The sequence below is a fragment of the Corynebacterium gerontici genome, assembly GCF_003813985.1.
GTDB classification, from domain to species: Bacteria; Actinomycetota; Actinomycetes; order Mycobacteriales; family Mycobacteriaceae; genus Corynebacterium; species Corynebacterium gerontici.
The window spans coordinates 474,092-488,443 of record NZ_CP033897.1 but is presented as its reverse complement, the minus strand read 5'-3'; the positions used below and the strand labels follow the sequence as shown (position 1 = coordinate 488,443).

The 14,352-nt window shown below is 59.4% G+C and carries 11 protein-coding genes; 8 read left to right on the top strand and 3 right to left on the bottom strand.

Features of this window, described 5'->3' with window-relative positions; genetic code table 11:
• The first annotated feature begins 330 nt into the window (after nt 1–330).
• From CGERO_RS02305 to CGERO_RS02290, 4 genes are read left to right on the top strand one after another with little or no spacing between them, the layout of a single operon-like run.
• Entirely contained in the window at nt 331–1,407 is a 1,077-nt protein-coding gene (locus CGERO_RS02305) for an ABC transporter substrate-binding protein (RefSeq protein ID WP_123933286.1), read from the top strand.
• Nucleotides 1,404–2,573 (top strand): FecCD family ABC transporter permease, encoded by a 1,170-nt coding sequence (locus tag CGERO_RS02300; protein ID WP_123933285.1) that lies wholly within the window; start codon nt 1,404–1,406, stop codon nt 2,571–2,573. Before CGERO_RS02305 ends, CGERO_RS02300 begins: the two co-directional genes overlap by 4 nt.
• Nucleotides 2,570–3,655 (top strand): FecCD family ABC transporter permease, encoded by a 1,086-nt coding sequence (locus CGERO_RS02295; RefSeq protein WP_123933284.1) that lies wholly within the window; start codon nt 2,570–2,572, stop codon nt 3,653–3,655. Before CGERO_RS02300 ends, CGERO_RS02295 begins: the two co-directional genes overlap by 4 nt.
• Nucleotides 3,655–5,433 carry an ABC transporter ATP-binding protein gene (locus CGERO_RS02290; RefSeq protein WP_123933283.1) on the top strand — a complete coding sequence of 593 codons (1,779 nt, stop codon included), beginning with the start codon at nt 3,655–3,657 and terminating at the stop codon, nt 5,431–5,433. Before CGERO_RS02295 ends, CGERO_RS02290 begins: the two co-directional genes overlap by 1 nt.
• A 116-nt stretch (nt 5,434–5,549) precedes the next feature.
• Here CGERO_RS02290 and CGERO_RS02285 read toward each other — a convergent pair whose 3' ends face one another.
• The 3 genes from CGERO_RS02285 to CGERO_RS02275 all read right to left on the bottom strand — a co-directional run bounded on the left by CGERO_RS02285 (nt 5,550) and on the right by CGERO_RS02275 (nt 10,525).
• A complete protein-coding gene (locus CGERO_RS02285) occupies nt 5,550–6,824 on the bottom strand; it encodes a PH domain-containing protein (protein WP_123933282.1) in 1,275 nt (424 codons plus the stop codon).
• Nucleotides 6,824–7,258, bottom strand: coding sequence for a PH domain-containing protein (locus CGERO_RS02280; protein WP_164470232.1), 435 nt, complete (start codon nt 7,256–7,258; stop codon nt 6,824–6,826). The genes CGERO_RS02285 and CGERO_RS02280 overlap by 1 nt, the downstream gene beginning before the upstream one ends.
• Nucleotides 7,259–7,384: 126 nt before the next feature.
• Nucleotides 7,385–10,525 (bottom strand): error-prone DNA polymerase, encoded by a 3,141-nt coding sequence (locus tag CGERO_RS02275; RefSeq protein WP_123933280.1) that lies wholly within the window; start codon nt 10,523–10,525, stop codon nt 7,385–7,387.
• A gap of 190 nt (nt 10,526–10,715) precedes the next feature.
• Here CGERO_RS02275 and CGERO_RS02270 point away from each other — a divergent pair, with 190 nt between their 5' ends.
• From CGERO_RS02270 to CGERO_RS02255, 4 genes are all read left to right on the top strand, one after another.
• Nucleotides 10,716–11,582 (top strand): MetQ/NlpA family ABC transporter substrate-binding protein, encoded by an 867-nt coding sequence (locus tag CGERO_RS02270; protein WP_123933279.1) that lies wholly within the window; start codon nt 10,716–10,718, stop codon nt 11,580–11,582.
• 136 nt (nt 11,583–11,718) lie between these two features.
• Nucleotides 11,719–12,588, top strand: coding sequence for a MetQ/NlpA family ABC transporter substrate-binding protein (locus CGERO_RS02265; RefSeq protein ID WP_123933278.1), 870 nt, complete (start codon nt 11,719–11,721; stop codon nt 12,586–12,588).
• Complete coding sequence (locus tag CGERO_RS02260; RefSeq protein ID WP_123933277.1) at nt 12,588–13,601, top strand: methionine ABC transporter ATP-binding protein; 1,014 nt, start codon at nt 12,588–12,590, stop codon at nt 13,599–13,601. Before CGERO_RS02265 ends, CGERO_RS02260 begins: the two co-directional genes overlap by 1 nt.
• A complete protein-coding gene (locus CGERO_RS02255; RefSeq protein ID WP_123933276.1) occupies nt 13,598–14,329 on the top strand; it encodes a methionine ABC transporter permease in 732 nt (243 codons plus the stop codon). The genes CGERO_RS02260 and CGERO_RS02255 overlap by 4 nt, the downstream gene beginning before the upstream one ends.
• The last annotated feature ends 23 nt before the right edge of the window (nt 14,330–14,352 follow it).

Here is a 14,352-nt window from a genome sequence, read left to right as displayed (position 1 = left end):
ATCGCTGCAGCACAGACGGGAAAACTCACCCATTTCATTGGCCCCCTCCGAGCGAACCTCGCAGCACCACTCCCCTCCCGCGCGGGCAGAGGGGTAGGGAGCGGTGGACGTCGAAAAGCTATAAAGCAGCACTGAACCCTTTCACCTGGGGTTTTAGATGCTCGGAGTGCTTGGAAAATCGTGCCGAATACTGCGCTGAAATCTTTGGCACGAAAGGGGGCGCAATGGGGGATGAATAAAATTACCCACGAGCTTGTCAGGAATGAATCCCGTTACTAAGGTTGCCCTTGCCTTACAAAGGTTATGCTATCAATACTTAAAGGGGATCTTGTGTTACAACACAACAAGACAGTCAGCCGACGCACCTTCCTGGCAATGCTCGGCATCGGTATGAGCGGCGCCGTACTCGCAGCCTGCTCAGACGACAGCAAGGGCGCTAACACCACCGGCACCCAAGGCTCAGGCAGCGACGCCTCCTCCAACAACGCCTCCGGCACCCGCACCTTCACCGACGATGTGGGACGAGACGTTGAAATTCCGAACCAGCCGCAACGTCTTGTTTCCACCAAGGGCATTACCTCGCTGGTGGCCCTGGGCATTACCCCGGTGGGCATTGCCAATATGGAAATCGACCTCTATCCCTACCCGGATGTGGTGAAAAAGCTCAAGGAAGATGAGGCGACGGATCTTCATGAGCGCGAGCTGAATATCGAAAAGGTTATTTCCCTACAACCGGACGTGATCGTGGCATCTACCCCACGAGACGACGACAATCGTGAAACCCTCGCAGCCATTGCACCTACCGTGGTGATCGAATCCGGCGACGAGCGCAAGCACCGCTGGGACGACACACTTCGCTTCTTTGGCCGAGTGATGAACAAAGAAGACAAGGCCGAAGAACTGCTCAGCGATTATCAAGATCGCGTAGATGAATTCAAGGAAAAGCACGGCGACTACCTCAAAGACAAAACCGTCTCCGTGCTGCGCATCCGCAACGACAACCTGATCATCTACACCAAGAGCTCCTTCGCCGGTGGTGTTCTCGATCAGGTGGGCATCAAGCGCCCCAAGAACCAAGACCTCGATCTTGCCGCCACCAAGGCAGCCACCAATGGCGAATCCATTGAGGCCTTCCCGCTTTCGCCGGAGCGCCTGAACGAAGCCGACGCCGACATCATGTTCGTTGTGGTGCAAGTCCACGACGACCCTTCCGAGCAAGACGATCAAGACAAGGCCACCTTGGCCAACGTGGAGAAGGTCAAGAACCATCCGCTGTGGAACAAGCTCAACGCGGTGAAAAATAACCAGACCTTCTTTGTCAATGCGGTGTGGAACGGTGAATCCGTCATGGAAGCAAACTCCATGCTGGATGATCTGAACAAGCACATCGGCTCGCTGAATTCATGACGGCCCGCGGCACATCCGCGGCAGGAACTGGCAGCACCACGGCTGCGGTAAAGCAGGCTGGACAGGCCGGACAGGCTGAGGTGGCCGGGCAAGCTGGGCAAGCTGGTCCGGCTGGGCAGGCTCAAGACCCAACCCCCGGCGCGGCCGCGCAAGCAAAGACCGGGCGCTTCACCATCAGCCGTGTGGCCGCACTGGTCTTGGTGGCCGCATTGGCCTGCGTGTTGGCGGTAGCTAGCGTGTCTTTGGGTTCGGTATCGGTGCCGCCGCGGCAGATCATTCAAGCGCTCACCAGTGCTGATGCCAATGGCTATAACCACACGGTGATTAGCGATATGCGCATCCCGCGCACCATCATCGCCATGCTGGTGGGAGCCACCCTCGGTGTTGCCGGTGCAGTGATGCAGGCGGTGACCCGTAATCCTTTGGCCGACCCCTTCGTGCTTGGGGTATCTTCTGGCGCCGGATTCGGCATCACTGCTGCGGTGTTCTTCTTCGGTGCCGATAGCCCCGAACAGTTCACCCTCATGGCCATCGCCGGTGCAGTATTGGCGGGTTTGTTGGTGATCTTTATTGGCCAAGGTACTCGCGGGCAATCCTCCCCGGTGCGCTTGGTGCTTGCCGGCATGATCGGCGGCACGGTGATGACGACCTGGACCTCCATCATGGTCTACAGCGATGATCACACCCGTGAAACGGTTCGCTACATCATGATCGGTGGCGTGGGCGGGCGTCGCTTGCAAGACTTCCCTCTGGCCATCGGCCTTGCCATAGCTGGCATGGTGATCTGCATATTGATGTCTCGCAGCATTGGCATGCTCGCCCTTGGAGAAGACATCGCAGCAGCCGCCGGCGTACACACCGCACGCACTAGGCTGATCGCCTCAATCGTGGTGGTGGCCATGGCCGGTGCCAGCGTGGCTATTTGTGGGCCCATAGGTTTTGTGGGCTTTGCAGTTCCCCACCTCGTTCGCCCACTGGTGCGCGGATCGGTGGAATGGGGCATCGTGCTGTCTGCCTTTGTGGGCGCATCCATGCTCACCGCCGCCGATATCCTCGGCCGCTTCGCATTATTTCCCGCCGAATTAGAGGCCAGCATCGTTATGGGGGCGATCGGTGCACCATTTTTCATACTTATTGCTCGCCAATCCTCGAAGGTGGCGTCATGACTCCAACAACCAAGCAACGCCCAAAACCGCAGGCCAAAGCGGGCGCACCGCTGGGCAAAAGCCCGTGGCGCGTGCACAGCACCTCGTGGTGGAGCTTTCGTTTCCATGGCTCGACGGCACTGCTCATCCTCATTGCCCTGGGGCTGAGCGCTGCCGTGGCGGTATTCGCCATGACCATTGGCGATGTGCCCCTAGCGGCCAAAGACGTGCTCACTGCCCTATGGTCACAAGCCGATGCCAAGACCGAGTTCGTGGTGTTTCGGCTTCGCCTGCCGCGCCTGCTGCTGGGATTTTTGGTGGGCATGGCGCTTGCTATGTCAGGCGCAATCTTTCAGGGCGTGACAAGAAATGATCTGGTTGCCCCCGATATCATCGGTGTGACCTCGGGTGCAGGCGCAGCGGGATTCATCTGGATTCTAATCACGCACAATATTGCCTTCTTGCCCGTAGTGGTCTTTATCGGCGCCGTAGCCACCACCATGGCGGTGTACTTCTTGGCAAAGCGCGGCAACTTAGATCCCGCCCGCCTAGTACTCGTAGGCATTGGTATGCAAACGCTCCTAGGCGCAGCAGAGGCCTATATGGTGCGCCGATTCCCCATCCAAGATGTGGTGTGGGCCGATAATTTGCTCATCGGTTCACTATCGCGGGCAAGTTGGTCAGACGTCAGCCTCATCGCCCTAGGCCTGGTGGTGGCACTGCCGATAGCGCTTGCTCGCATCAACGCCTTGCGCCTTATTGCATTGGGTGAAGATGTTGCAGCCACCAGTGGTATTCACGTTGAACGCACCCGCTTAGTGCTGATCTGCGTGGGCTGCTGGCTCGCTGCCATCGCCGTGAGCGTGGCCGGGCTGATCGGCTTCGTGGCACTGGTGGTGCCACATATTGTTCGCTTGATGGTAGGTCAAATTACCGCGCTTTCGTTGCTGCTCACAGGCATCGTAGGTGGGCTTTTAACCATCATCGCCGATGTTGTTGGCGCACATTTCATGCCCGTTCCCGTCCCCGTGAGCGTAGTCATCGCCGCTATCGGCGCGCCCTATTTCTTGATTGTGTTCACTCTTTTCCAAAGAAGGCGCTGATGTTTCCCAACAATCCACACAACACAACAACGCTGCAGGCAGACAAGCCTTCAACCCAGCCACCACAACCAGAACACACAGCGGCTCCTCACGGTGCTGGCACGGCTGGGGTCGGTGGAGCGTCGAAAAGCTCACGCATGATCCAGGCCGAGGGGCTGAGCGTGCGCTATTCCAAAAAGGGCGATCCGATCATCGATGGGATTGATCTGCGTATTGGTGAGGGCGTGACCGCGCTGATCGGGCCGAATGGTTGCGGGAAATCCACGCTGCTGCGCACGATGGCTCGGCTGATGCGGCCCACGCACGGCAGCGTGGTGGTCGATGGCAAGCGGCTATCGCGGATGTCGCCCAAGGCTGTGGCGAGGATGATTGCAGTCCTTGGCCAGCACGGCTCCAACACCAATGGGTTAAGTGTGCGCGATATTGTTGGCAAAGGTCGCTACCCCTACCAGGGGCTTTTCCAGCCGCACTCGAATGAGGATGTTCGAGCCGTCGATGAAGCCATCGAGCAATGCGGCATCGGTGCACTTGCCCACCAGCCGATGGAGGCGCTTTCTGGCGGGCAGCAGCAGCGCGCCTGGATTGCCATGACGCTGGCGCAAACCACACCGATTGTGTTCTTTGATGAGCCAACGAGCTATCTAGATATCGGCGGTGAGCAGCGAGTACTCGATCTGGTAACGGCCATCGCGCAGCGCGGCATCCGGGTGGTGGTTGTGCTGCATGATGTGGATGCCGCCCTTAAGATCGCCGACACGATCGTGGTGATGCGCGACGGTGCGATCGTGGCATCGGGGCCTGCGCGCGAGGTGCTCAGCCGCGAGATCCATCAGGATGTTTTTGGCCTGGACTGTAAGTTTGTTCAACACCCAAAGCGCAAGGTGCTGGTGCCTCACCTTGGTTCTGGGGTGCAGACAACCAAGCAAGACACACGCAGGCAGGAACGCAAGGAGGCGCCAATAAATGCTGTTCCTGCATGCGATCTGGCATCTGATCCCACCCCAGCTATCCGCGCAACCGGGCTTGCCACGGGCTATCAGGGCGTCAGCATATCCTCCGACCTCGATGTGCGCATTGCCAAAGGGGCTATCACCGGCGTGATCGGGCCGAATGGTTGTGGCAAATCTACGCTGGTGCGCACCCTCACCGGCATCATGGCGCCCCTGGCAGGCTCCGTGGCAGTTCACGCTGATGGTGGCGATATGGCCTTGGATGCACTCACGCCGAAGCAGCGCGGCCGGCTGATTTCGGTGCTCTCTCAAAAACCGGAACCCTTAGAGGGCTTTAGCGTCGAAGACGTCATCGTCGCAGGCAGACACCCCCACGGCAAGGGGTTGCACCGTTGGCGCACAAATGATCAGGAGGCTGTGGAAGAAGCCATGAAGCTTTGCGACGTCCACGCATTACGCCACCGACCAATCAGCCAACTTTCCGGCGGGCAACGCCAGCGCGTCTGGCTTGCTCGCGCCCTAGCCCAAGATACCGACGTGTTAGTGCTCGACGAGCCAACAACGTATCTGGATCGAGCACACCAGGTGGCCTTGATGGAGGCAGTGGCGCAAAGAAACGCCGAAGCAGGCACCACGGTGTTAATGGTGCTGCACGATATCAACTTGGCAGCCCGCTACTGCCACCACATGCTGGCCATGTGTGATGGCGAGATTGTGGCCGCAGGCAAGCCGCAGGAAGTGCTCACCCCAGAGTGCATCGGGCAGCTCTTCCAGGCTTCCGTCGACGTGATGGACGTCGACGGCTCCCCCGTCGTGGTGTCGGTATAAGCGCACTGATTCCGGTGATCAGCTCAGCGCTGAGGAGCTGGAACGGCTCTTGGGCGCAGCTGACTCATGCATTTTTTGGATACCGGGCTTAGCAAAAGCCCTCCGTGGCCGTAGCCCTACCGCCCTGCCCGCAACTGGTCCAGTAACGTCTGGGCATCTTCAGTGCGCAGATCCCTGATCTTGGCTCGCACCGGCCCATGCACTACCGCACACTCGAGGTTGCACACGCCGAGCTTATGCTGCACCGGACCGCGGCTTAACACCAGGGCTTGAATATCAGCACGGTTGAGCAACACCCTTTGAGGCGCGATCCTTCCGAAACTCAGCACCACATGCTCTTGTTCTAGCTCGACTTGCTGTTGCTTCCAGTCGATTGGAGAGATCCACTTAGCCTGCTTTGGGCTTGAGAAAGTGGCATGGATATCCATGTCCCTACCGAAGATGCGCTGGAGCACTTCCTCTACCTCCTCACGAGTACCGACGGGCAACACCGTGGTGTTTTCGGTGTAGCCGGATACCGCAAGTGTGACTTCCCACCAGCCAAAGAAGCGCCAGAGCGGATACTGCTTGATCCGCGCGGCGTGCACACGGCGCAAGGGTATGTCACTGTGCGAGCGATTAGCCAAGCCGTAGGTGAGGTTGAGGGTGTTACTAAAGCGAAGTCTCATCTGCCAGGCCTGATCAAGGTGGCGAAACAGCGGTGGCACCACACTAAAGGCAATGGCGATCAGACCAATGCTGGCCAGGTCGAGTGCCCAGAAAACAAGCAGAAGGATGAGCAAGCGCGGGGCTTGTTGCAAGCCGGCACCAAGCAGTGCTCGCGATACAGGGATGCTGACATCGGCGTCACCGGCTTGATCATCGTGGGCATGGCCTTGGGTCTTCGCATCTCTATGCCCCGGTAATTGAGCATCGGTATCTTCGGCGGCGCCTTCAATAGCATCTTCGCCAGCATGCCTTGCGTGGCTGAGGAGTTCTTTGCGCAGTTCGTGGGCTTGGGCGGGCCTGAGGTATCGAATGGCAATAACGGAATCATCGCCGCCTGCGGTTTCGATGCGCAGCTCAGCCAAGCCGAAGAGCCTTGGAAAAAATGGCTCCACTACATCCACAGCCTGGATATTTTCACGTTGAGCACTGCGGGTGGTTTTGCTGAATACGCCGTGCTCGTAGGATATTTCTTCGCCGATACTAAAGCTGGTGGCGCGCCACCAGATCCCAGAAAGCACCCACGTCACCGCGATCAAGCCTAGGAGCACCAGCAGCGCAATCCACCAGGTGCTCAAGTGATCGAGTATGAAGCTACGGAAATCTTCGCGCACCAGCAGCACCACCAACACTGCGATGCATGACTGCGCAATGCGCACCATCGGCGAGAGACGATGTACCCGCATTAGCTCAGCCTCTGAGAGAATCGTGCGCGCAGATGCTCGGCCTGTTCCAGTGGTACTCCAGGGATGGTCGAATCCACCACGGCAGCGGTGTGTACTTGCACCTCGGCGTAGCCGAGCTTGGTGGCGATTGGCCCACGCGAAATGTCCACGTACTGAATGCGCGAATATGGAATCACTACCAGCGTGTGCCACATCCTGCCCTTGCTAATGACCAGCTCTCGCTCGTCTTCGCGCCAACCAGTTGCACCTACTTGCACGGGGATCAGCCACGCCTGCCACCCGGCGTAAATCACCAGCGCAACCATGGCCAGCCAGAGCCACGGCGTCCACAGCAGCGCACCTGCGACAATAGCAATGGCGAGCACCACCAAGACGATGCCGTAGGCAATGTATCTGCCTAGGATGAGTTTTCGCGATACGGGTTGCAATTCCATGCTGTCCATACATAGCAAAATTGACACATCCTAGCTTTTCGACGCTCCACGTTGACGAACCCTCAACTGCTGCCTCACGCACCTCTTTTGCTTCGAGAACTCCGCACCATTTTCGATCCCACCACCTCATCGAAAATCCCTCGATCCGCGGCTCAATGCCTCGGCAAGCGGCAGGGGCTCAAACTTGTCTGCCACAATGCTCGCCACCCCGTTTTGGTTCTGCACAATGCCGCGCACCATCACCGCCTTCGCGGTGCGCGCCAGCATGGATCGGTGCCATAGCCCAACAGAGACCACAATGTTCATCAGTCCCGTCTCGTCTTCCATGCCTAGGAAGGTCACGCCTTGGGCGGTTTTGGGGCGCTGGCGGTGGGTGATCACCCCAGCGATGTGGATACGGGTGCCGTCTTCTGGTTTCAGCAGGTCACAAGCGCGCAGCACGCCGCGGGCATCCAACCATTCGCGCAGCATGGCGATGGGCTGCACTTCGCTCACCCCGGTAGTGGCAATATCGCTGGCCATGAGCTCAAAGGCTGTCATGCCCGGCAGGGCCGGCGCTTCCACGGCAAGCCCGGGCAGCATGCTGGCGTCTTCCACGGTGCCCGCCTGCCACAGTGTTTGGCGGCGCGATCCAAAGCGTTCCAGCGCCCCGGCCCTGGCGAGCGCCTCAATTTTGGTGCGTCCCAGGCCTGCCCGGCGCGCCAAATCACCCACGTCGCGATAGGGCGCGTGGGCAGCGACGGCGGCGGCTGCGTCCTCGCCTAGCCCTTTGACCAGGTTCAGCCCGAGCCTAATCGCGCCGTTTTCAATGCTCGCTTCTACTTGGGAGCAGTTCACATCCAGCGGCAGCGTTGTCACTGCGTGACGTTTGGCGTCGGAAAGCAAGGATTGTGGTGAGTAGAAACCCATGGGTTGGGCGCGCAGCAGCCCCACGCAGAATTCAGCCGGGTAGTGGTATTTGAACCAGGCGGAAAAATACACCAAGGAGGCAAACGACTGCGAGTGGGATTCGGGAAATCCGTAGGCGGCGAAGGCGACGATCTTGTTCCACAACTTGTGTGCCACTTCCCCGTCGATGTCATTGTGGGCCAGCCCTTCGTAGAAGCGCTGTTTCATGGCGGCCATTTTCTTTGGGGAGCGCTTGGAGCCCATGGCGCGGCGCAGCTCGTCTGCCTCTGCGCCACTAAACCCTGCGGCGTCCACGGCCATTTGCATCAGTTGTTCCTGAAACAGTGGGATGCCGAGCGTCTTTTCTAGCGCGTTGCGCAGAATGGGGTGGTCATATTCCACCGCTTCGAGCCCATTGCGGCGGCGAATATATGGGTGCACCGAACCACCCTGAATCGGCCCCGGGCGAATGAGCGCTACCTCCACCACTAGGTCAAAGAATTCGCGCGGCTTCAGCCTGGGCAGCGTTGCCATCTGCGCACGCGATTCCACCTGGAATACACCCACGGCGTCTCCGCGCGAAAGCATGGCATAAATCTCCGGCTCCGCCAGATCCAGCTCCCACAGATTGATGCGTTTGCCGTGCTGCTCCTCCACCAGGTCGATCATGTGGTGCAGCGCTTCGAGCATGCCCAGGCCAAGCATGTCGAACTTCACCAGCCCGGCGGCAGCGCAGCTCTCTTTATCCCACTGCACCACGGAGCGCCCTTCCATCCGTGCCCACTCCACCGGTACCACGTTGGCGATGGGACGATCGCAAATCACCATGCCTCCGGAATGAATGCCGAGGTGGCGTGGCTGGTCTAGGAACTGTTCGGCCAATGCCACCACCTGCTGCGGCGGTTCCTGGTGCCCTTTAGCCCAGCCATCTGCCGCACCTTGGGGGTAGCCCAGGGCGCGGGCGGCATCGCGAACAGCCCCGCGACGCCGATAGGTAATCAGGTTGGCTACCTGCGCTGCATTATCCCTGCCGTAGCGCTCGTACACGTATTGGATCGCTTCTTCGCGGCGGGTGGATTCAATATCAATGTCGATGTCCGGCGGCCCGTCACGCTCTGGGGAAAGAAAGCGCTCGAACAGCAGTCTGGCGACAATGGGATCCACATTGGTGATGCCAAGCGCAAAGCACACCACCGAGTTCGCCGCACTTCCGCGCCCCTGGCACAAAATGTTGGAGCGGTGACAAAACTGCACGATGTCGTGCACGATGAGGAAGTAGCCAGGGAATCCGAGCTGCTCAATTACGGCCAATTCATGTTCGATCTGCGCCCACACCTTCGTCATGCCCTGTGCATCCCCCTCATAGCGGGGCGCGAAGCGCTCCGCTACCCCTTCAGCCACCAGGTGGCGCAGCCAACTCATCTCCGTATAACCATCGGGCACTTCCCAGTGCGGCAGCGCGGGCGCTACCAAGTCCAAGGTGAAGGCACATTCCTCTGCCACTGCCTCGGTGTGGGCAAGCAGCTCAGCCGCGCCAGGCACGGGCCGCGCCACTTCCTCCATGCGCCGAAGCCACGCCCCGCCCGCCGGGTGCATCTTGGGGCGGAATTCACCCAGGGACTCGCGCTCGCGCAACCCCGCCTTCGCTCCGGCCAGGCGGGCATGCTGCATCTCTGCTGCGGTGGGCGAACCCGTCACGATCCCTCCGAGCCCAAAGCGTGCGGCCAGAGAGTCAAGCAGCTCAAAATGATCGCAGTCCTCCGGAAGCATGGCCGATTCATACATGAGCAACACATCCACGCCGAAGGCATCCACCACCTCCTGCACCCTCCCCTCCCACGCAGCCCCAAGCAGCACATACCATTGCCCCGCCCCCTCGCGGGCTAGCACCTGCAGGGAGGGGTAATCCACCTTCCCTTTTTCTCCGGTGCGCATCGCCGCTTGGGCAATGGTGAGGCTCAGACGACGGTATCCCTCCGGGCTCTTGCACAGCACGGGCAGTGGAGGCAGCTCCGCATCGATGCTCAGCTCAGCGCCAAAGACCGTATGCAGCCCAGAATCCTCAGCGGCTTGAGCAAACTCCATCGCTCCATAAAAGCCGTCGCGATCCATGAGACACAGCGCGCTCATGCCAAGACGCTCGGCAGCGGCCACGTATTCTTCCGGCGAGGATGCCCCCTCAAGGAAGGCAAAGCAGCTCTTAGCATGCAGTTCTGCCCCGCCGGCACGCGGACTATTTTCGCTTTTCGACGTCCCACGCAACCGCTTGGCGTGCGATGCCGGCACGAGCACCTTTTCAAAGGTGCCGTTGAGCACGCTGTTGATGTCTGCCCAGTCCAGCCCGCTGCCGCAGATCCCTAGCGTCGGTTGGTCGTTCATGCGTTCGATACTAAAACAGCGTCCCCACATCGCGCGAACATAAGTTCTAAAAGCCTGCACAAGGTGGCAAAATAGACCAAGCTGTACATTTTGAAAAAGTGCTGTTACCTTATCCAATCAAGAGCAATTCTAGACCGCTTGGTTCATAGAAACTGCACCGACAAAACCCGCAACGACAAAAGGACAGAACATGAAGAAATTCCTCAGCGCAGCCCTAGCAGCCACCCTGCTCGGCGGTGGCGTCGTCGCCTGCTCCAACGACGCGCAGGACTCCGACACCATCAAGGTAGGATCCACCGATTCCTCGCAAAAGGCCTGGAAGGTGTGGGAGGACAAGGCCAAAGAAAACGGCATCAACCTTGAAGTGGTGAACTTTGCCGATTACTCCACCCCCAACCAGGCCCTTTCCCAACACCAGATTGACGCCAACCAATTCCAGCATCTGAAGTTCCTAGCCGAATACAACGCGAACACGGGCGAACACCTCACCCCGGTTGGCTCCAGCGAGGTCGTGCCACTGGCACTGTTCTGGAAGGGGCACGACTCCCTCGACGGCATCGAGGGGCAAGACGTTGCCATCCCCAACGACCCCACCAACCAGGCGAGGGCACTCAACGTGCTCTCCGCAGCCGGCCTGGTCAAGCTCAAGAAGGACGATCTACTGAGCCCCACCCCTGCCGATGTGGATACGGGCGCGTCGAAGGTAAAGATCACCGCCGTGGATGCCGCGCAGACCCCGGCTGCCTATGGCGACGGCAAGCCCGCAATCATTAACAACAACTTCCTCGATCGCGCAGGCATCGATGCCAAGACGGCAATCTTCAAGGACGATCCCGCATCACCTGCCGCCGAGCCCTACATCAATGTGTTGGTCACCACCGAGGATCGCGCCGATGATCCGCAGTTGAAGAAGCTCGTGGAAATCTGGCACTCCCCCGAGGTACAAGAGGCTCGCAAGGAAGACACCAAGGGCACCGCGTACCCGATTCAGCGCAGCCAGGAGGACCTCAAGGAGATCCTGAACAAGCTGGAAGAAGACGCCAAGCAGAAGAACTAAGGGCGCCGCCAAACGCGCAGCAGGGGACGTCGAAAAGCTTGAAATAGACTGAGCTGTACATGCGACGTTCCCACTGCTACATTTGGGAACCACCTGAGAGCAGTAGAAAGCTCTGTCTAGAAAAACGATCAGAGGAATATCCGTGAAAAAGCAACTCGCAGCCGTGCTCGCATCGGCACTCGCCGCCACAGGTCTCGTCGCCTGCGGCAACGACGACACCAAGGCCGACGGCAACACCGTCACCGTTGGTACCACCGACTCCGCCAAGAAGGCCTGGAGCGTGTGGGAGGATAAGGCGAAGGAAAACGGCATCGATCTGAAGATCGAGAACTTCTCCGACTACAACACCCCCAACCAGGCGCTCACCCAGCACCAGATTGACGCGAACCTTTTCCAGCACCTGGACTTCTTGGCCACCTACAACGTGAAGTCCAACTCCAACCTGCGCGCCGTTGGCTCCACCGAAGTCGTGCCGCTGGCGTTGTTCTGGAAGGATCACGACTCCATCGACGGTATTGACGGCCAGGAAATCGCAATCCCCAACGACCCCACCAACCAGGCTCGCGCCATCAACGTGCTCAAGAGCAAGGATCTGGTCAAGCTCAAGAAGGGCGATGTAGCAAAGCCGACCCCGGCTGACGTGGACACTGATAAATCCAAGGTGAAGCTCACCCCTGTGGATGCAGCACAGACCTCCACCGCTTACTTCGAGGGCAAGCCCGCGATTATCAACAACACTTTCCTCGACCGCGCAGGCATCGACCCCAAGACCGCCGTGCTGCAGGACGATCCTTCCGACCCATCCACCGAGCCTTTCATCAACGTGCTGGTGACCACCGAAGACAACGTGGACAACCAGAACCTGAAGAAGCTCGTGGAACTCTGGCACACCCCCGAGGTGCAAAAGGCCGTGGAGGAAGACTCCAAGGGCACCTCTGTTGAGGTTGATCGCTCCGCTGATGACCTGAACAAGATCCTCGCCCGCCTTGAGGAGCAAGACAAGTAATGTCAGGCACCAAGGTTGAGTTCGAAGACGTCAGCAAAGTCTTCGGCAGCTCCATTACCGCGCTCGACGGTGTTACCCTCACCGTTGAGCCTGGGGAGATCATCGGCGTGATCGGCTACTCGGGCGCTGGCAAGTCCACCCTGGTGCGCATGATCAACGGACTCGACACCCCCACCTCCGGCGCGCTTCGCCTGGACGGCACCAATATCGTGGGGATGTCAGAAAAAGAACTGCGCAAGGTTCGCCGCAACATCGGCATGATTTTCCAGCAGTTCAACCTGCTTTCCTCTAAAACGGTGGCGGGCAATGTGGAATATCCGCTCAAGCTCGCAGGCGTGCCCGCCGCAGAGCGCAAGGAGCGCGTGCAGGAGCTGTTGAGCTTCGTGGGCCTGGGCGATCGTGGCAAGGCATATCCCGAGCAGCTTTCCGGTGGCCAAAAGCAGCGCGTCGGCATCGCCCGCGCGCTCGCCACAGACCCCGCGCTCCTGCTTGCCGACGAAGCCACCTCCGCCCTCGACCCGGAAACCACCGAGGAAGTGCTTGCCCTGTTACGCCGCGTCAATCGCGAACTGGGCATTACCATCGTGGTGATTACCCACGAGATGGACGTGGTGCGTTCCATCGCCGACAAGGTTGCGGTGATGGAAAAGGGCCGCGTGGTGGAATATGGCTCCGTTTACGAGGTGTTCTCGAACCCCCAGACCGGCGTTGCCCAGCGCTTCGTCGCAACCTCGCTGCGCAACACCCCGGACGAGTTTGAGTCTGAGGATCTGCTCTTCCACGAAGGCCGCCTGTTCACCATTACCCTTTCGGAAGAATCCGGCTTCTTCAGCGCAGCCGCTTCCGCGAAGGACAACGGCGCGGTGATCCACATCGTGCACGGCGGCATCACCACCTTGCAAAAGCATTCCTTTGGCAAGGTCACCGTCCGCCTGGTCGGCCCCGACAAGGTGGTGGAGCAGTTCTATCAGAGCCTCAAGTCCACCACGAACATTGAGGAGATCACCCGATGACGTTTTCTTTGCAAGCCCTCGGGGCTACAACCACTGCGATCAGCGATCACGCGAATACCGCAGTGCTCGCCGCCGACTGGGACCGCCTTGGCCCCACCTTCGGCACCGCCATCGTGGATACCCTCATCATGGTGTCGGTCACCTTGGTCGTGGGTGGCCTGCTGGGCCTGTGCCTGGGCGTGTTGCTCTACACCTCGCGCGCTGGTGGCATTTTGCAGAACAAGGCGCTGTACACCTTCCTGAACCTGCTGGTGAACTTCGTTCGCCCCATCCCCTTCATCATCATGATTACCGCGTTCGGTCCTTTGACCCTCGCGGTGGTGGGTACAACGATTGGCCGCGAGGCCGCGATGTTCATCATGTCCATCGCCGCCACCTTCGGTGTGGCCCGCATCGTGGAGCAGAACCTGGTCTCCATTGATCCCGGTGTGATCGAGGCCGCGCGTTCCATGGGGGCGAACCCTTGGCAGATCATCACCACGGTCATCATTCCCGAGGCGCTCGGCCCACTGGTGCTGGGTTACACCTTCATCTTTATCGCCATCGTGGATATGTCCGCAATGGCCGGTTACATCGGCGGCGGCGGTTTGGGTGACTTCGCAATCGTCTATGGTTATCGCGCCTATGACTGGCAGGTGACGTACGTTGCCACCTTTGCGATCATCATCATCGTCCAAGTGGCCCAGCTCTTTGGCAACTGGTTGTCCAAGAAAATTATGCGCCGCTAGCATCTACGCCCAAGGTTTTCCTT

Bases quoted from the DNA above. Each gene is read 5' to 3' on its own strand.
- CGERO_RS02300 (WP_123933285.1), top strand. From the start codon at position 1,404: ATGACGGCCCGCGGCACATCCGCGGCAGGAACTGGCAGCACCACGGCT.
- CGERO_RS02295 (WP_123933284.1), top strand. From the start codon at position 2,570: ATGACTCCAACAACCAAGCAACGCCCAAAACCGCAGGCCAAAGCGGGC.
- CGERO_RS02290 (WP_123933283.1), top strand. From the start codon at position 3,655: ATGTTTCCCAACAATCCACACAACACAACAACGCTGCAGGCAGACAAG.
- CGERO_RS02285 (WP_123933282.1), bottom strand. From the start codon at position 6,824: ATGCGGGTACATCGTCTCTCGCCGATGGTGCGCATTGCGCAGTCATGC.
- CGERO_RS02280 (WP_164470232.1), bottom strand. From the start codon at position 7,258: ATGGAATTGCAACCCGTATCGCGAAAACTCATCCTAGGCAGATACATT.
- CGERO_RS02275 (WP_123933280.1), bottom strand. From the start codon at position 10,525: ATGAACGACCAACCGACGCTAGGGATCTGCGGCAGCGGGCTGGACTGG.
- CGERO_RS02270 (WP_123933279.1), top strand. From the start codon at position 10,716: ATGAAGAAATTCCTCAGCGCAGCCCTAGCAGCCACCCTGCTCGGCGGT.
- CGERO_RS02260 (WP_123933277.1), top strand. From the start codon at position 12,588: ATGTCAGGCACCAAGGTTGAGTTCGAAGACGTCAGCAAAGTCTTCGGC.
- CGERO_RS02255 (WP_123933276.1), top strand. From the start codon at position 13,598: ATGACGTTTTCTTTGCAAGCCCTCGGGGCTACAACCACTGCGATCAGC.